The organism is Kitasatospora sp. NPDC096077 (assembly GCF_040303245.1).
GTDB lineage: Bacteria > Actinomycetota > Actinomycetes > Streptomycetales > Streptomycetaceae > Kitasatospora.
The window spans coordinates 44,460-61,531 of record NZ_JBEOSV010000024.1 but is presented as its reverse complement, the minus strand read 5'-3'; the positions used below and the strand labels follow the sequence as shown (position 1 = coordinate 61,531).

Annotated in this window: 15 protein-coding genes; 7 read left to right on the top strand and 8 right to left on the bottom strand. The window is 73.5% G+C overall.

Annotated features, from left to right (window positions below; all coding sequences use genetic code 11):
• The first annotated feature begins 60 nt into the window (after positions 1–60).
• Positions 61–783, top strand: a complete 723-nt coding sequence (locus tag ABTZ03_RS21685) for an exonuclease domain-containing protein (RefSeq protein ID WP_350514674.1) — start codon at positions 61–63, stop codon at positions 781–783.
• Positions 784–813: 30 nt separating this feature from the next.
• On the opposite strand, the gene ABTZ03_RS21680 is transcribed toward ABTZ03_RS21685, so the two are convergent.
• Together ABTZ03_RS21680 and ABTZ03_RS21675 are read right to left on the bottom strand one after the other, a co-directional pair.
• Positions 814–1,800, bottom strand: coding sequence for a polysaccharide deacetylase family protein (locus ABTZ03_RS21680; RefSeq protein ID WP_350514673.1), 987 nt, complete (start codon positions 1,798–1,800; stop codon positions 814–816).
• Between the two features lie 171 nt (positions 1,801–1,971).
• Positions 1,972–2,865, bottom strand: coding sequence for an aminoglycoside phosphotransferase family protein (locus ABTZ03_RS21675; RefSeq protein ID WP_350514672.1), 894 nt, complete (start codon positions 2,863–2,865; stop codon positions 1,972–1,974).
• Between the two features lie 481 nt (positions 2,866–3,346).
• Here ABTZ03_RS21675 and ABTZ03_RS21670 point away from each other — a divergent pair, with 481 nt between their 5' ends.
• The 4 genes from ABTZ03_RS21670 to ABTZ03_RS44265 all read left to right on the top strand — a co-directional run bounded on the left by ABTZ03_RS21670 (position 3,347) and on the right by ABTZ03_RS44265 (position 9,005).
• Positions 3,347–5,533, top strand: coding sequence for an MMPL family transporter (locus tag ABTZ03_RS21670; protein ID WP_350514671.1), 2,187 nt, complete (start codon positions 3,347–3,349; stop codon positions 5,531–5,533).
• 342 nt (positions 5,534–5,875) lie between these two features.
• Positions 5,876–6,082, top strand: a complete 207-nt coding sequence (locus ABTZ03_RS21665) for a cold-shock protein (RefSeq protein ID WP_350514670.1) — start codon at positions 5,876–5,878, stop codon at positions 6,080–6,082.
• Positions 6,083–6,161: 79 nt separating this feature from the next.
• The gene (locus ABTZ03_RS21660; RefSeq protein ID WP_502894540.1) at positions 6,162–7,988 is read left to right on the top strand and encodes a DEAD/DEAH box helicase; all 1,827 of its coding nucleotides are present in this window, start codon (positions 6,162–6,164) and stop codon (positions 7,986–7,988) included.
• A gap of 303 nt (positions 7,989–8,291) precedes the next feature.
• Entirely contained in the window at positions 8,292–9,005 is a 714-nt protein-coding gene (locus ABTZ03_RS44265; RefSeq protein WP_502894539.1) for a ricin-type beta-trefoil lectin domain protein, read from the top strand.
• A 91-nt stretch (positions 9,006–9,096) separates the two neighbouring features.
• Here ABTZ03_RS44265 and ABTZ03_RS21650 read toward each other — a convergent pair whose 3' ends face one another.
• A complete protein-coding gene (locus ABTZ03_RS21650) occupies positions 9,097–9,951 on the bottom strand; it encodes a helix-turn-helix transcriptional regulator (RefSeq protein WP_350514668.1) in 855 nt (284 codons plus the stop codon).
• Between the two features lie 124 nt (positions 9,952–10,075).
• On the opposite strand from ABTZ03_RS21650, the gene ABTZ03_RS21645 reads away from it, so the two are divergent.
• Together ABTZ03_RS21645 and ABTZ03_RS21640 are read left to right on the top strand one after the other, a co-directional pair.
• Positions 10,076–11,092, top strand: coding sequence for a hypothetical protein (locus ABTZ03_RS21645; protein WP_350514667.1), 1,017 nt, complete (start codon positions 10,076–10,078; stop codon positions 11,090–11,092).
• 143 nt (positions 11,093–11,235) lie between these two features.
• The gene (locus tag ABTZ03_RS21640) at positions 11,236–11,703 is read left to right on the top strand and encodes a hypothetical protein (RefSeq protein WP_350514666.1); all 468 of its coding nucleotides are present in this window, start codon (positions 11,236–11,238) and stop codon (positions 11,701–11,703) included.
• 10 nt (positions 11,704–11,713) lie between these two features.
• Here ABTZ03_RS21640 and ABTZ03_RS21635 read toward each other — a convergent pair whose 3' ends face one another.
• The 5 genes from ABTZ03_RS21635 to ABTZ03_RS21615 all read right to left on the bottom strand — a co-directional run bounded on the left by ABTZ03_RS21635 (position 11,714) and on the right by ABTZ03_RS21615 (position 17,071).
• Complete coding sequence (locus ABTZ03_RS21635) at positions 11,714–12,463, bottom strand: sirohydrochlorin chelatase (protein WP_350514665.1); 750 nt, start codon at positions 12,461–12,463, stop codon at positions 11,714–11,716.
• Positions 12,460–13,401, bottom strand: coding sequence for an ABC transporter permease (locus ABTZ03_RS21630; protein ID WP_350514664.1), 942 nt, complete (start codon positions 13,399–13,401; stop codon positions 12,460–12,462). Before ABTZ03_RS21630 ends, ABTZ03_RS21635 begins: the two co-directional genes overlap by 4 nt.
• Positions 13,388–14,191, bottom strand: coding sequence for an ABC transporter ATP-binding protein (locus tag ABTZ03_RS21625; protein WP_350514663.1), 804 nt, complete (start codon positions 14,189–14,191; stop codon positions 13,388–13,390). Before ABTZ03_RS21625 ends, ABTZ03_RS21630 begins: the two co-directional genes overlap by 14 nt.
• Positions 14,192–14,350: 159 nt before the next feature.
• Positions 14,351–15,508, bottom strand: coding sequence for an aliphatic sulfonate ABC transporter substrate-binding protein (locus tag ABTZ03_RS21620; protein WP_350514662.1), 1,158 nt, complete (start codon positions 15,506–15,508; stop codon positions 14,351–14,353).
• 243 nt (positions 15,509–15,751) lie between these two features.
• Positions 15,752–17,071, bottom strand: coding sequence for a sulfate adenylyltransferase subunit 1 (locus tag ABTZ03_RS21615; protein ID WP_350514661.1), 1,320 nt, complete (start codon positions 17,069–17,071; stop codon positions 15,752–15,754).
• Position 17,072: the final 1 nt, after the last annotated feature.

The window sequence follows — 17,072 nt, the reverse complement described above, 5'->3', positions numbered from 1 at the left end:
GTTGTCGGTGGGGCGGGTGATGATAGGGGCTTCGTGCAGGAGGACGGAAGGACAGACCTGATGAGCTGGTGGCAGCAGCCACTGGTCGGCTTCGACCTGGAGACCACGGGCACCGACCCGGCCGTGGACCGCATCGTCACGGCCGCGCTCGTGGACACGGTCGGTGCCGTCCGGGTGGAGGCCGCCAACTGGCTGCTCGATCCCGGGGTGCCGATCCCCGCCGAGGCGGAGGCGATCCACGGGATCGGGGACGCGGTGGCCCGCGGCCGGGGGCGGCAGGCCAAGGAGGCGGTGGAGGAGATAGCCGCGGCGCTCTGCGCGCGGATCGCGGACGGCCGGCCGGTGGTGGCGTTCAACGCGCCCTTCGACCTCTCGCTGCTCGACGCCGAGCTGCGCCGGTACGGGCTGCCCACGCTCGCCGACCGCCTCGGCGCCCCGGTCGGGCCGGTGCTGGACGCGCTGGTGATCGACCGGGCGGTGGACAGGTACCGCAAGGGCTCCCGCACCCTGCAACGCGTCTGCGAGGTGTACGGCGTCGAGCTGACGGACGCCCACGAGGCGGGCAGCGACGCCCTCGCCGCCGTGCGGGTCGCCGTCGCCCTGGCCGGGCGCTACCCGGCCGAGGTGGGGGAGGTGGCGCCCGCCGAACTGCACCGGCGCCAGGTCGGCTGGTACCGGGAGTGGGCCGAGGGCCTGCAGTCCTGGCTGCGCCGCGGCAAGGACCCGCAGGCGGTGGTCGACCCCCGCTGGCCGTCCAGGGCGACGGCGGGGGACGACGCCTGACGGCCCGCCCGCCCCGGAGGCCCGCCCGCCCTACGAGGCGGGGAAGTCGAAGGTGTACCCCTGGGCGACCAGCCAGGGCAGCAGCTGCTTGAGCGCGGCCACGGTCTGGCTGCGGTCGCCGCCGCCGTCGTGCATCAGGATCACCCCGCCGGGCTTGAGCTGCTTCTGCACGGTGGCGACGATCGCGGGCACGCCGGGGCGGGACCAGTCGCGCGGGTCGACGGACCAGCCGAGGGAGGACATCCCGAGGCTCGCGGTGATGTGCTCGTTGTCCGCGTTGAAGCCGCCGCCGGGCGCGCGGAACCAGCCGACCCGGGTGCCCGGGCCGCCGGCCTTGACGATCATGTCCCGGGCGGCGCTGATCTCGTACACCGCCTTGTCGTGCGGGAGCTTCTCGAACGGCTGCGGGTGGTGGACGCTGTGGTCGCACAGCCGGTGCCCCTCGGCCAGCACCCGCTTGACCAGGGCCGGGTTGGCGGCGGCGTTCTGGCCGATCTCGCAGAAGGTGGCCTTGACGTGGTACTGGGCGAGCAGGTCGAGGATCTGGCCGGTGGCCGGGCCGGGGCCGTCGTCGAAGGTGAGCGCCACGGTGCGGCCGCCGGAGGCGGTGGAGCCGATCACCCTGGTCGGCGATCCGGTGTGGGCGGGCGGGGCCGACGGCGCGGGCGCGGAGGCGGGCGCGTCGTGGGTGCCGCCGGCCGGGCTCCGGCCGGGCGTGGTGGGCGGGTGCGGCTTGACGGCGGCGGGCGGGGCCGCGGCACCGGTGGCGGCGTCGGAGCCGGGGCCCGAGCCGGGGCCGGGCGCGATGCTCGCGGCCGCGCCGCCGGTCGGCTGCGCCGGGGTGGTGGTGGCCGCGGCGGCGGTGGTCGGCTGGAGCGCACCGCTGGCGGTGCCGCACGCGGACAGGCCCAGCGCGGCGGCCACCGCGATGCAGCCCGCGACCAGCCGCCGACGGCCGGCCGGACGGCCGGGGAGTGAGGGGGAGGGGGAGCGGCGACGGGGGGCGGTCCGGTGCATGACGGCGGCTCCTGAGGGGCGAGAAGGGGGCCGATCCCTCGGTCAGGATGACTGTGCGATAGGACGCCGATCGTACGTGTCCCGGTTGCGGGCCGGACCGCTCCGGCGTAAGAGTCTTCTCACACTCGACCGGTTCGGCGTCCGCCGCTCAGCGCGCCCGCCCCTGCCCGGTCAGAACGGGTACCAGCGCACTTCGGTGGCCCCCTCCCGGAGCGAGGCGACCCGCCGGCCGAACTCCGCGAGCGCCGCCGGGTTGCCGACCGCCTGCTGGGCGACCCAGGAGGCGCTGGCGGTCTCCCGGGCCCCGCGCAGCACCGCGAACCCGGGCCAGTCCCGCACGTCCCGCCCGTACGCCTCGGTGAACGCCCGGTACTCCTCGGCCGGCACGCCGTAGCGGTCGTGGGCGAGCGCGAGGACCACCAGGTCGTGCTCGCGCAGGTCGTCGGCGAAGGTCTCCAGGTCGAGCAGCACCGGTCCGTCCGGGCCGACGTGGACGTTGCGCGGCAGCGCGTCGCCGTGGATCACCCCGGGGCGCAGCTGCGGCGCGAGGTCGGGCAGGGCGGCGGCGAAGGAGTCCCGGCGCCGGCGCAGGAAGTCGACGTCCGCCGGGTCGACGTGCCCCTCGGCGGAGGCCAGCCAGCGTTCGACCGGTGCGAGCAGGTCGCGCCGGCCGAGCGGGAAGGGCGGCAGCGGCAGCGCGTGCAGGGCGCGCAGCAGCGGGGCGAGGTCGACCGGGCGGGCCGGGCGGACGGCGGGGGCGAGCCGGTGCCAGAAGGTGACCGGGTGGCCGTGGGCGAGTCGGGGTCCGGGGGCCACCTCCCCGTAGGGGTCGACCACCGGGATGCCCTGTCCGGCGAGCCAGTGGGCGACGGTCAGTTCGCGCCGGGCCCGCTCGTGCAGTTCGGGGGCGCGGCCGACCTTGGCGACCACGGCCGGGTCGCCGAGGTCGAAGACGGCGTTCTCGCCGAGCGCGATCAGCCGGGCCCCGGCCGGGTCGGGCAGTCCGGCGGCCGCGCAGGCCCCGGCGAGCAGCAGCCGGGCGCGGTCCTCGTCGAAGGGGATCATGGCTGGGCTCCGTTCCGCGGCCGTTCATCCGTGCGTCCGGAGGATTCCGGACGGTGATCATCATGACGCACGGCCGCCCGGCCGCGCGGCGGGTCCCCGTTCCCGGGGTGAAGCTCGGGGTGGACCCGGCCCCCGGGATGGGGTGGGTCCACCCCTACCCCGGGACCCTGATCTCTCCTCCCCCGGGGTAGGGGGCGGACTCCACCCTGAGGGGGAGATGACTCCACCCGGAGCACGAGGTCAATCGCCTTGCGGGCAGGAGACACTGGGGCGGGGCCGGTTCGGGTCGGTCCCGTACGGGGGTTGGAACACGGGGGCTCCTTGCCGCGCGGCAAGCAGGTACTCGTAGGATGACGCCCAGTCCCACTTACCTGCCGACCGGCTAGGGAGCGCCAGTGCGCGCGGCCCGGCCGTTCCTGCCGTCGCCCGGCGTCCCGTCCCCCAAGGGCTGCGGTGAACCATGCCCAGGAGGCATTCGAGCATGTTCCACCGACTAGGACACTTCGTCGTCCGTCGCGCCTGGTGGGTGATCGGAGCGTGGCTGATCGCGGCGGTCGCGATCATCGGGTCCGCTCCCGCACTCACCACCAACACCGACCAAGCGGCCTTCCTGCCGAAGCACTACGAGTCCATCCAGGCGGCGGACGTCCAGCAGAAGGCCTTCCCGTCCGACAAGTCGCCGTCCGCGCTGCTGCTCTTCGAGCGCACCGACGGCGCCGCGCTGGACGCGAACGACCAGGCGGCCATGGACAAGGTCACCCAGGGCCTGGCCGACAAGAAGATCCCGCTGGTCGAGCAGGTCCTGCCGGTCTCCGACCAGACGGGCTCCTACTCCAAGGACCACAAGTACGCGATGGCGCTGGTCGCCATCGACAAGAGCAAGATGCAGCAGCCGGAGTACACCGACGCCGCCAAGAAGATCCGCGAGGACGGCAAGGAGCTCGCCGCCGGCAGCAACCTGAAGTTCCAGGTCGGCGGCGACGCGGCGACCGCGCTGGACCAGAAGGAGTCCAGCGACAAGGCGGGCATCCTGATCGGCCTCGGCACGGTCGTGATCATCCTGCTCACGCTCGGCATCATCTTCCGCAGCCCGATCGTCGCGCTGCTGCCGGTCGTCTCCGTGATCATCTACTCGCTGGTCGCCACCGGTCTGATCGGCTTCGCGAGCGACTGGTTCGGCCTCAAGGCCGACAGCTCGATGTCGCAGATCCTGACCGTCGTGCTCTACGGCGTCGGCACCGACTACTTCCTGTTCCTGATGTTCCGCTACCGAGAGCGGCTGCGGGCCGGGGACAACCGCAAGGAGGCCGTGGCCAACGCCGTCGGCCGGGTCGGCGAGGCCATCACCTCCGCCGCCGGCGCCGTCGTGGTCGCCTTCGCCGTGCTGGTGCTGTCCAGCCTCGGCATGTTCAAGGCGCTCGGCCCCTCGCTGGCCATCGCCGTCGGCGTCACCGCGCTCGCCTCGGTCACCCTGGTGCCCGCGATCCTCTGCCTGATCCCGCAGAAGGTCCTGTTCTGGCCCTCCAAGGCCTGGCAGCGCGAGCCCTCGAACGCCCGCTTCGCCGCCATCGGCCGCACCGTGGGCCGTCGTCCGGCCGGGGCCGCCCTGGTCTCCGGCCTGGTGATGGTCGGCCTGGCGATCGCCGCCCTCGGCTACCAGGGCACCTTCGACATGGCCGGCAGTGCCATGCCGAAGGACAAGGAGTCGATGGTCGTCCAGAACACCATGATCAAGGCCTACTCGGCCGGCGCCGCCGACCCGGCCCACATCCTGCTGACCAGCCAGAACGGCAACAAGATCGACGTCGCCGGGCTGCAGGGCTACGTGAACGACCTGGGCAAGGTCGACGGCGTGGCCGCCGCCGCGCTGCCCACCCCGGACCGCGGCATCAGCAAGGACGGGCTCACCGTCGACGTCACCGTCGTGCTGAAGGACCAGTCCACCACCAACAAGGCCATCGACACCATCGGCAAGGTCCGCACGGTCGCCCACAACGAGGCGCCGGCCGGCACCAAGGCCTACGTGGCCGGCACCACCTCGGTGCTGAAGGACATCAACACCGCGATGGCGCACGACTACAGCCTGGTGTTCCCGATCGCCGCGGTGCTGATCATGATCATCCTCGGCCTGCTGCTGCGCAGCGTGGTCGCCCCGTGGTACCTGATGGCCTCGGTCGGCCTCGGGTTCGGCGCCACCCTCGGTGCCACCACCCTGGTGTTCCAGGACTTCAAGGGCGAGTCCGGACTGATGTTCATGCTGCCGATCCTGATCTACCTGTTCGTGGTCGCGATCGGCACCGACTACAACATCCTGATGATCGCCCGACTGCGCGAGGAGGCCCGCGAGGGCCGCAGCCCCCGCGAGGCGGCCAGCCAGGCCATCCGCCACGGCGGCCCGACGGTGGCCGCGGCCGGCTTCATCCTGGCCGCGACCTTCGGCACCATGCTGCTGGCCGGCAACACGATGATGAGCGAGATGGGCTTCTCGATCGCCATCGGCATCATCATCGCGGCCTTCGTGATGTCGATGTTCTTCACCCCGGCGCTCACCGCCCTGCTCGGTCGCCGTGCGTGGTGGCCCGGTCACGGTGACGTCAAGGGCCACGGCGAGGAGCCGACCCAGCTGGTCGGCACCACCATGCCGCCGGAGCCCGTCGGCCGGTACTGAGTCCGGCACCGGGTCCGGCCTTGAGTCCGGCCCTGCGTCCGGCGCCCTGATCGAGGGTCGTACAACCAGGCGGCGCCCCGCTCCGGCGGGGCGCCGTCCCCCTTTCCCGGGCCCGGCAAACGTGATCTGTTGAGCAGAAAAGTCCCCGGTCAATCGGGGTGTCGCCGTGCTACAGTCGAGTCAGTTGCAGTTTTGGTTCCCATGAACGCTTGTGTGCGCCTGCTGGTCCCAACCAACAGGCGCATTTGTTTTGTCCGGTGTTTCAGTCTCCGGATGGGGATCGCGGCTACTCCGGGATTCACGAGGTGTGAGTCCCTGATGCCCCAATATGAGGAGACGGTTATGGCTACCGGCACCGTGAAGTGGTTCAACAGCGAAAAGGGCTTCGGCTTCATCGAGCAGGACGGCGGCGGCCCGGACGTCTTCGCCCACTACTCGAACATCCAGGCCAACGGCTTCCGCGAGCTCGTCGAGGGCCAGCGCGTGGAGTTCGAGGTCACGCAGGGCCAGAAGGGCCCGCAGGGCGAGAACATCCAGGTCATCGGCTGACGCCAGCATCACGCTGACGCGCGATCCATGATCTCGTGAAGCGGGGGCCCGTACCGCTCGACGGTGCGGGCCCTCGTTCATGCCGCCGAACGGCCGGGGCGGCGCACTCCCTTCCGACGGCCGATCGACCCGCGATCCCGCGGGCCACCGACCAACGGACGGAGACCCCGTGACCACCCCTGCCCGCACCCCGCGCGAGCGCGGCGACCGCAGCGCGGACCGCACCACCACCCGCTCGGCCGAGCGCTCGGCCGACCAGGGCCGTACCGGCCGCCCCCGCCGCACCGCGGAGGGCGCGGACCGCCCGCGCAAGCCGCGCGGCCGCACCGGCGCCCCCAAGACGGGCGCCCCGAAGAACGGCCGTGCCGTCGCCGCCGAGCCCGCCGACTTCACCGTCGTCGAGGGCACCCCGGCCCGGCCGCCGGCGGCCACCTTCGCCGAGCTCGACCTGCCCAAGGCGATCCTCTCCGCGCTCACCCGCGAGGGCGTCACCGAGCCGTTCCCGATCCAGGGCGCCACCCTGCCCGACTCGATCGCCGGCCGCGACGTGCTCGGCCGCGGCCGCACCGGCTCCGGCAAGACCCTGGCCTTCGGCCTGCCGCTGCTGGCCCGCACCGCCGGTCGCCGCGCCGACTCCCGGCACCCGCTGGCGCTCGTCCTGGTGCCCACCCGCGAGCTCGCCCAGCAGGTCACCGACGCGCTCACCCCGTACGCCACCGCCGTCAACCTGCGGATCACCACCGTCGTCGGCGGCATGGGCATCAGCCGACAGGCCAACGCGGTGCGCCGCGGCACCGAGGTCCTGGTCGCCACCCCCGGCCGCCTGGACGACCTGATCGGGCGCGGTGACGTCAACCTGTCCGACGTCGCCATCACCGTCCTCGACGAGGCCGACCAGATGGCCGACATGGGCTTCCTCCCGCAGGTCAGCAGGCTGCTGGAGCAGGTCGCCGAGGGCGGGCAGCGGATGCTGTTCTCCGCCACCCTGGACCGCAACGTGGACCGGCTGGTCAAGCGCTTCCTGACCGACCCGGTCACCCACTCGGTCGACCCCTCGGCCGGCGCGGTCACCACCATGGACCACCACGTCCTGCAGCTGGAGCCCACCGACAAGGCCTCCGCCACCGCCCACATCGCCTCCCGCGACGGGCGCGTGATCATGTTCGTGCACACCAAGCACGGCGCCGACCGGCTGGCCAAGCAGCTGCGCGCGACCGGCGTGATGGCCGCCGCCCTGCACGGCGGCAAGTCCCAGCCGCAGCGCAACCGGGTCCTCGACCAGTTCCGCGAGGGCGAGGTCACCGCGCTGATCGCCACCAACGTGGCCGCCCGCGGCATCCACATCGACGGCCTCGACCTGGTCGTCAACGTCGACCCGCCGATCGACCACAAGGACTACCTGCACCGCGGCGGCCGCACCGCCCGGGCCGGCGAGTCCGGCACGGTCGTCACCCTGGTGCTGCCCGAGCAGCGCCGCGAGGTCAACCGGCTGATGACGGTCGCCGGGATCCGCCCCACCGTGACCAAGATCCGTCCCGGCGACGCCGAGCTGACCCGGATCACCGGCGCCCGCACGCCCAGCGGCGTCGCGGTCGCGCTGGCCGTCCCGGTCGCCGCCCAGCCCGCGGCCCCGGCCGGCTCCGCCGACGGCAAGGGCGCCGACGGCCGGTCGGGCGGCCCGCGCCGCCGCTCCGGCAAGCGCTCCGGGCTGCCCACCGACGTCGACATGAACGGCAACCCGCGCCGCCCCCGCCCCAAGCAGCGCCTCGGCGCGGCCGGCCAGCAGGGCGAGCGGCAGCAGGCCGCCGGGTTCATCGGGCGCTCCTCCGGCCGGGCCCGGCCGGGCAGCGGCACCAAGTCCGGCTCCAACTACGGCACCGGGCGCCAGCGCCGCACGGCCGACTGACGGCCGGCGGCGTTCGGCCGCCGACCCGGGGTTCCTGCGGACGGGCTCCGCGACCTCCCACTGACGGGGAGGGCGCGGGGCCCGTTCCGCGTTTCGGGCCGAGCCGGGCTGTCCGGCGCGGCCTGGCTGGCTGAAATCATCAGCTCAGATGAATCAGTTGCAGACTGCTTTGAACTAACGCTTGACGGAGGACTGCGGAGGATCGATTCTTCTACACGGCCCGCACACACCTGTCGCACAGTCACCATGCGGCCACAGAAGTTGAGTTGACGTGATCCGCCGACCCGGAAGGACCATCCCCCGATGCGCCGAACCTCCGCTCTGCTGACCACCGCCCTGCTCGCAGGAGCCGCCGCCTTGGCCGCACCGGCCACCTCAGCCCAGGCCGCACCCTCCTGCGGCGCCTACGTCGCGGGCTGGAACGCGATCGGCACCTGCAGCGGCCTCGACCCGATGCAGACCTGGACCGTGACCGCCACCTGTTACTACTGGAACTCCAACCACACCGTGCAGTTCTCGCGCCCCGCGTTCGGCGGCGTGGCGATGGGCGACGGCAGCGCCTCCGCGGCCTGCGGCATCGGCGACACCGTCATGTTCCCGCGCGTCATCGTCGGCGCCGCCCCGCCGGCCGGTCCCACCGGCCAGATCACCGGCTACGCCAGCAAGTGCGTCGACGTCAAGGGCGCCAACTACAGCAACGGCACCCCCGTCCAGATCTACGACTGCAACGGCAGCCTGGCGCAGAAGTGGCGGATCGGCTCCGACGGCACCATCCGCGCCCTCGGCAAGTGCATGGACGTCTCCGGCGGCGGCACCGTCAACCACACCCTGGTCCAGCTCTACGACTGCAACGGCACCGGCTCCCAGCAGTGGCAGGCCCGCGCCGACGGCTCGCTGCTCAACCCGCAGTCCGGCCGCTGCCTGGACGACCTCGGCTTCTCCACCGCCAACGGCAACCAGCTCGGCATCTGGGACTGCAACGGCGCCGCCAACCAGAAGTGGAACCTCCCGGCCTGACGCCCGCCGGGCCGACCCGGGTCCGTCGGCGGACGGACCCGGGTCACGCCCGTACGACGGACCCGGGTCGCACCCGTACGACGGACCCGGGTCACGCCCGTACGGCGACGGCCGTCGGGGCCAGCAGGCGCAGCCGCTGCGCCGTCCGCTCGTCCCGCGGCGCCATCACGATCAACTGCAGCCCCTCGGCGGCCAGCAGCACGTGCTGGTCGATCCGCAACTCGCCCAACCCCTCGTGCCGGACCACCTTCTCGGCCCCCGACCGCTCCGCCACCTGGTGCTCGTCCAGCCAGCGGTCCGCCTCCGGGTGCTCGCCCCGCACGTGCTGGATCATCCGGCCCAGGTGCCGGCCCACCGCGGTGGCCTCACCGCCGCGCTCCGCGTACGCCGACCGCAACTGGGCCAGGAAGTGCCGGGCGTGCTCCTCCCAGTGGTCGACCCGGCGCCGGTGCACGGCGTTCCCGAACACCACCCAGGCCATGTTGCACTCCTCCGGCGGCCGCCCCTCCAGCCCGAACAGCGCGTCCGCGCCCGGATTCCACGCCCGCAGGTCCCAGTTGGCGTCCATCACCCAGGCCGGCGCCGGCCACTGCGCGTGCATCAGCCGCAGCAGCGGGGCCGGGACCTCGGCGGGCGCGCTCACCTCCCCGTCCATCGGGTGGCTGCCCGCCAGCCGGAACAGGTACGCCGTCTCCGCCCGGTCCAGCCGCAGCGTCCGGGCCAGGCTCGCCAGCACCTCCGGCGAGGGGTGGATGTCCCGCCCCTGCTCCAGCCACGTGTACCAGGTCACCCCCACCCCGGCCAGCAGCGCCAGCTCCTCCCGCCGCAGCCCCGGCGTCCGCCGCCGCACCCCCGGCGCCATCCCCACCTGCTGCGGCGTCAACCGCGCCCGACGGCTGCGCAGGAAGCCCGACAGCTCCGTGCGGCGCTCCTCCGACTCGTCCATGTCCCCCGCCCTTCCCGGTCCTTCCTGGTGGTCCGACTACCAGTATCCCCACGCACTGCCGGCGCGACGGTGCCCACGGGAGGCTTGATCACGACACCGAACGCCCCCTCCCAGGGAGTCCCCGATGCAGCGTCACCACCACGCCGTCCGCCGTACCCTGGTCGCCCTCGCGGCCGCCGCCACCCTGGTCGGCACCGCCGGCACGCTACCCGCCGCCGCGGCCGCCCGCTGCCCGGCCCCGGCCGTGATCACCGGCCACGCCCCCACCCTGGTGCCCGAGACCGCCGTCTGGGACCAGGCCCACCACCGCTTCCTGGTCGGCTCGCTGCGGCACGGTACCGTCTCCGCGGTCGGCCTCGACGGCAGCGTCCACACCCTGATCGACGACCCCGGCACCCTGATCGAGATCGCCGGCCTGCGGATCGACCGGGTGCACCGCCGGATCCTGGTCACCAACCTCGACAACGGCGTCGGCGAGCGCAGCGGCCCCGCCACCCTCGGCCGGGTCGCCGGCATCGCCGCCTACGACCTCGACACCGGCCGCCGCCTCTACTACACCGACCTCGCCGCCGTCGCGGGCGACGGCGGCAGCCACCTCGCCAACGACATCGCCCTCGCCCCCGACGGCACCGCCTACGTCACCGACTCCTTCGCCCCCGTCGTCTACCGGGTCGACCCGGACGGCACCGGATCCGTCCTGCTGCGCGACGACCGGCTCACCGCCGCCCCCGGCTCCTACGGCCTCAACGGCATCGCCTACCGCGAGGGCCGGCTCGTCCTCGGCAAGTGGGACGACGGCACCCTGTGGCAGCTCCCGCTGTGGGACCCGTCCGCGCTGCGCCGGGTCGAGATCGCCGACGGCGGGGCCCTGCTCCACCTCGACGGCATCTTCGGCCGCCCGGACGGCACCATCGCGGGCGTCACCAACGCCTTCTTCGGCGCGGGCCGCGACGCCGAGGTCGAACTCCGCTCCGACGACCACTGGCGCACCGCCCGCCTCACCGCCGTCCACCCCTCCGCCGACGCCACCCCCACCGCCGTCACCACCGGCCCGGCCGGCGCCCTCTACCAGCTCTCCGGCGGCCTCGCCGACGCCAACGCCGGCCACCCGGACGACACCTTCGTGCTCCGCCGGGTCTGACGCACCGAGGCCCACGGCGCGCACGGCTCCGGCCGTGCGCGCCGTACACGCTTCCGGCCGCCGTCGCCCGTCCGGGTGACGGTGGTTGGCCTTCGGCGCGGGATCGACGGCAGGCTGCGGCCGGAGAGGAGGTGGAGGCGCGGATGGCAGACGGAAGTAGGGAGTTCGAGGCGATCGCCGAGCACTACGGGACGCACGAGCTGACCGAGGACGAGATCACGGCCGCCGAGCCCGGCGAGCAGGTGGTGGCGGAGTCGGTGATGATCACCACCTCGCTGCGGCTGCCCAAGCCGGTGATGGACGAGGTCCGGCACCGGGCGTTGGAGCGGGGGGTGAAGCCGACGGCCGTCATGCGGGAGTGGATCGAGGCCGCCATCGCCGACGTGGACGAGCCCGTGCCGCTCAGCGTGATCACCGCTGCGGTGGCCGAGTACCAGCACCGCAGGGCCGCAACCGTAGGACGAGAGGCGAGCGGTGGGTCGGAGAGTACCGACACCGTGTCGGGCGAACCGTCGGAGCGCGGGATCCGGCGGCACTTCGCGAGGGCGCAGGCCTGGGAGGCGCTCGATCGTGCCGAGCGCCTGCACCGGGCCGAGAAGAACAGCCGGTGAGGCCTCGCGCTCAGGCGGTGAGGGCCTCCGCCGACCCCGCCTCCGCCGCCCGGCGGGCCTCGTCGTGGCGCTGGAGCAGCAGGGTGGCCAGTTCGGGGGCGGGGCCCAGGACGTCGGCGAGCAGGTCGGCGTCCTCGGCCGCCGCCGCGATGCGGTCGGGCAGCAGGCCCGGGGCCAGCAGGTAGGGCGCGACGGCGGTGCGGGTGGCGCCGGCGGTGCGCAGGGCGGCGAGGGCGTCGGGGACGCGGGGGCCGGCGGCGGAGGCGTAGGCGACCTCGACGGCGGCCCAGCCGCGGGTGCGGCGCCAGGTGGCGGCGGCGGCGCGGGTGGCGGCGTCGGCGGCCGGGTCGGAGGAGCCCGCGGCGGCCAGCACCACACCGGTGCGGGCCCGGACGGCGGCCGAGCGGACGTCGAGCCCGGCTCCGGCGAGGCGCCGGTCCAGGGCGGCGAGCAGCAGCGGGGAGGGGCCGAGCACGTCGGCGACCGGCAGCGCGGCGCCGGTGGCGCGCAGCGCGGCGGGGATGTCGTGCTTGGCGTGGAAGGCCCGGTTGAGCAGCAGCGGGACGGCCACCGCGTCCGTCAGCCGGGCGGCGACCTGCGGGATCCGCGGCGCGCAGTGGTCGAGGTAGGCGGTGGCGACCTCCAGGGCGGGCCGCTGGGCCCGCACCTCCCGCACCAGCGCGGCCACGGTCGCGGCGTGCCGCGGGTCGCGGCTGCCGTGGGCGATCAGCAGGAGGGCGGGCACCGGGGTCCGGCTCACTTTCCGGAGGCCAGCAGGCCGCGGTTGCGCAGCACCCGGCGCTCGACGGGGGTGAACACCAGCAGTTCGATGGCGATGCCGACGAACAGGATGAGGATGATGCCGAGCAGCACGCCGGACATGTCGGAGAACTCGCGCTGGTCCTCCAGGAACCGGCCGAGGCCGCGGCCGAGGTCGGGGGAGGAGGCGACCAGTTCGGCGGCCATCAGCGAGCGCCAGGAGAAGGCCCAGCCCTGCTTGAGGCCGGCCAGGTAGCCGGGCAGCGCGGCGGGGATGAGCACGTGCCGGGCGCCGGTGAGGCCGGTGGCGCCGAGGGTGCGTCCGGCCCGCAGGAACAGCGGCGGCACCTGGTCGATGCCGGCGACCAGGCCGTTGGCGATGGACGGGACGGCGCCGAGCAGGATGACGGCGTACATCATCGAGTCGTTGATGCCGAGCCAGATCACGGCGGCCGGCACCCAGGCGACCGAGGGCAGCGACTGGAGGCCCTGGAGGACCGGGCCGATCGCGGTGCGCACCGGCTTGACCCGGGCGACGACCAGGCCGATCGGGGTGCCGATGACGACGGCGAGCAGGAAGCCGGACAGGCCGCGCCAGACGCTGGTCCAGACGATCGAGAGCAGCGTGCCCTGGTACCAGAGGTCCTGGAGGGAGCGCCAGACGTCGGCGGGGCTGGGCAGCTTGTACGAGGAGGTCACGTGCAGGCTGTAGGCGCCCTGCCACAGGGCCAGCACCACCAGCACGCCGATCAGCGGCGGCAGCGCCTTCTGCCGCAGCACCTCGCCGAGCGAACTGCGCTGCGCGGAGACCGAGTCGAGGGCGTCCAGGCCGGCGCCGACGTCGGCGGTGTCGGAGGCGGTGTCGGACCCGCTGCCGGGGGCGGCGTCGGACGCGGTGTCGCGGTCCGGGCGGGGGAGGGTGGTGTCAGTGCTGGCCATGGCGGCGGATCTCCCCACGCAGTTCTTCGGTGATCTCGATGGACAGGTCGGCCACGCCGGTGGATTCGATGCGGCGCGGCTGGGGCAGGTCGATCCGCCATTCGCGGGCGACCCGGCCGGGCCGGGAGGAGAGCAGGACGACGCGCTGGGCCAGGCGCACGGCCTCGCGCACGTTGTGGGTGACGAAGAGGACGGACAGCTGCCGTTCGGCCCAGATCCGGGTGATCTCGTCGTGCAGCACGTCGCGGGTGATGGCGTCGAGCGCGGCGAACGGCTCGTCCATCAGCAGCACCTTGCTGCCCTGGGCGAGGGCCCGGGCCATCGCGACGCGCTGGCGCATGCCGCCGGACAGCTCGTGCACCCGCTTGCCGTACGCGCCGTTCAGGCGGACCAGTTCGAGCAGGCGCTCGGCCTCGGCGCGCCGTTCGGGGCGGGGGACGCCGGCCAGCTTGAGGGCGAGTTCGATGTTGCGGCCGGCGGTGAGCCAGGGGAACAGGGCGTGTTCCTGGAACATCAGGGCGGGGCGGCCGCCGGGCACCTCGATGCTGCCGCGGGTGGGCTCGTCGAGGCCGGCGACCAGGTTGAGCAGGGTGGACTTGCCGCAGCCGGAGGCGCCGAGCAGGGTGACGAACTCGCCGGGGGCGACGTCGAGGGTGATGTCGTCCAGCACGTGGGTCTGGGAGCCCGGGCGGCCGAAGGACTTGTGTACGTGCGAGATCCGGACGGCGGGCGCACCGCCGGGGGCGTCGGCGCCGGGTGCGTCCGCCGGGGTGGTCAGTGCCGGGGTCATCCGGGCACCTCCTGCGTGAGTGGTCTGGCAAGACTTGAGGGGGCTGCGGGGCCGCGGGGCGGTGAGCCGGGGTCCGGGCCCCGCCCGGCCGGTGGGCATCGATCGGGATCGACCGGGCGGGCGGGGCGGCCGGACCGCGGAACCTGGAGGGCCGGGGCGCTACTTGGCGCCGAGGCCGGCGTCCGACACGGCGGGCTGGCCCTGGGCGGCGAGCACCTTGTTCAGCAGGGTGAGGTCGTAGATGCCGTTGAGGTTGGGCTTCTTGAGGAGCCCGGCGGTGACGGCGTGGTCGGCCTCGGCCTGCAGGGTGTTCGCCAGCGGGTCGTCCAGGAAGTCGATGTCGGCCCAGGCCGGGTCGAGGATCGCGGGCTCCAGGGAGTTCCCGGCCTCCTTCTTGATCGCCTCGTTGGCGTCGGCCTTGGCCTTGTCGGAGTTGGCCTTGATGAAGGCGTTGGTCTTCACCGAGCCGCGCAGCACGGCCTCCACCACGTCCGGGTGCTCCTTGAGGAACTTCTGCGAGACGATGATGTTGGTGATCACGAACTTCTTGTCCGGCCAGACGTCCTTCTCGTTGAGCAGGACCTTCGCGCCGAGCGTGACCAGCTTGGAGGCGGTCGGCTCGGGCACCCAGGCGCCGTCGATGGAGCCGGACCGGTAGGCGTCGGGGGTGACCTTGTTGTCGGTGCGCACCACCGAGACGTCGCCCGCGCCGGAGGCCGCGTCGACCTTGTAGCCCTTGCCCGCCAGGTAGTTGAGCAGGGCCACGTCCTGGGTGTTGCCCAGCTGCGGGGTGGCGATCTTCTTGCCCTTGAGGTCGTCCAGGGAGGTGATCTTCTCCGGGTTGACGACCAGCTTGACGCCGCCGGAGGCCGAACCGCCGATGATCTTCAGCGACTGGCCGTTCGACTTGGTGTAGCCGTTGATCGCGGGGGAGGGGCCGATCCAGCCGATGTCGATCGAGCCGGCGTTGAGCGCCTCGATCTCGGCCGGGCCCGCGTTGAAGACCTGGGTCTTGACCTGGGTGGCGCCCAACTCCTTCTGGAAGATGCCCTCCTGGAGGCCGACCAGCGGGGTGCCGTGGGTCAGGTTGGCGAAGTAGCCGATCTTCACCGTGTCGGCGGACAGCTTGGCGCCCGAAGTCCCGGCGGTGGCGGCGGCGTTGGCCTTGTCGTCGGACTTGTCCGCCTTGGAGCCGTAGCCGCAGGCGGACAGCAGGGCGACCGCGGTCAGGCCGGCCGCGGCGGCGGCGGCGACGCGTCTGATCCGGCCGGCGCCGGGGCGTGTCGGGGTATGCGCGAGGGCGGGGTTCGGTGCCATGGTGGGTCCTGTTCGCGGACGGACCGTCAGAAGACGGTCTCGGGAGCGGAGTTCGGAAGGATGGTGCTCGCGGCAGTGCGCTGCCGGGGCAAGCCGGGCGGCCGAGGGGGAGCGGCCCGGTGACAGGGCGTTCTCAGCCCCGTCGGCCCGCACATCGGGTCAGGCCGCCCTGGCCGCTGCCGAGGACGCCGCTGCCGATGCGGCCGCCTTCCTTGTCCATGCCCGAGAACGCCTCGCTGGGCATCAGACCCAGTCCTCCTCGTCGGGTGCGTCGGTTGCGTCCGCGGCCGGTGCGGTCGCGAAGGCCTCGCCGGCCATGCCGGCGGTGAGGGTGGTGCCGTCGGCCGGGTCGATCAGCAGGAACGAGCCGGTGCGGCGGTTGTCGGTGTAGTCGTCGAGGGCCAGCGGCTCGGCGGTGCGCAGCTTCACGTGGCCGATGTCGTTGACGTTCAACCCCTCTGCGCCGGAACGCTGTTCCAGAGTGTCGATGTCGATCCGGTAGGAGATCTCCTTGACCAGTGCGCGCACCGTGCGGGTGGTGTGCTTGAGCAGCACCTTGTCCCCGGCGCGCAGCGGCCGTTCGTTGAGGTGGCTGACGGTCGCCTCGACGTCCTTGCCGGTCGCGGGGGCCGTTCCGGCGGCGAGCAGGTCGCCGCGGGAGATGTCGAGGTCGTCGGCGAGCCGGACGGTGACCGACTGGGGGGCCCAGGCGGCGTCGGCGGGGCGGCCGAGGGCGTCGATGGCGGCGACGGTGCTGGTCAGGCCGGAGGGCAGGACGGTGACCGGGTCGCCGACGCGCAGCACGCCGGAGGCCAGCTGGCCGGCGTAGCCGCGGTAGTCGGGGTGTTCCTCGGTCTGCGGGCGGATCACGTACTGGACCGGGAAGCGGGCGGGTTCCGCGCTCGGGTCGCTGCCGACCGGCACGGTCTCCAGGTGCTCCAGCAGGGTCGGGCCGCCGTACCAGTCCATGTGGGCGGAGGGTTCGACGACGTTGTCCCCGGCGAGCGCGGAGATCGGGACGGCCAGCACGTCGTGCACGCCGAGCGAGGCCGCGTAGCCGGTGAACTCCTCGGCGATGGCGGCGAACACCGGTTCGGCGTAGTCGACCAGGTCCATCTTGTTGACGGCCAGCACCACGTGCGGCACCCGCAGCAGCGCGGCGACGGCCGCGTGCCGGCGGGTCTGCTCGACCACGCCGTTGCGGGCGTCGACCAGGACGACGGCGAGCTCGGCGGTGGAGGCGCCGGTGACCATGTTGCGGGTGTACTGCACGTGCCCGGGGGTGTCGGCGAGGATGAACCGGCGCCGGGGGGTGGCGAAGTAGCGGTAGGCGACGTCGATGGTGATGCCCTGTTCGCGCTCGGCCCGCAGGCCGTCGGTGAGCAGGGCGAGGTCGGGCGCCTCCTGGCCGCGGTTGCGGGAGGCGTGCTCGACGGCCTCCAGCTGGTCGGCGAGGACCGACTTGGAGTCGTGCAGCAGGCGGCCGACCAGGGTGGACTTGCCGTCGTCGACGGAGCCGGCGGTGGCGAAGCGCAGCAGGGCGGTGGCGGTTGCAGTGCTCATG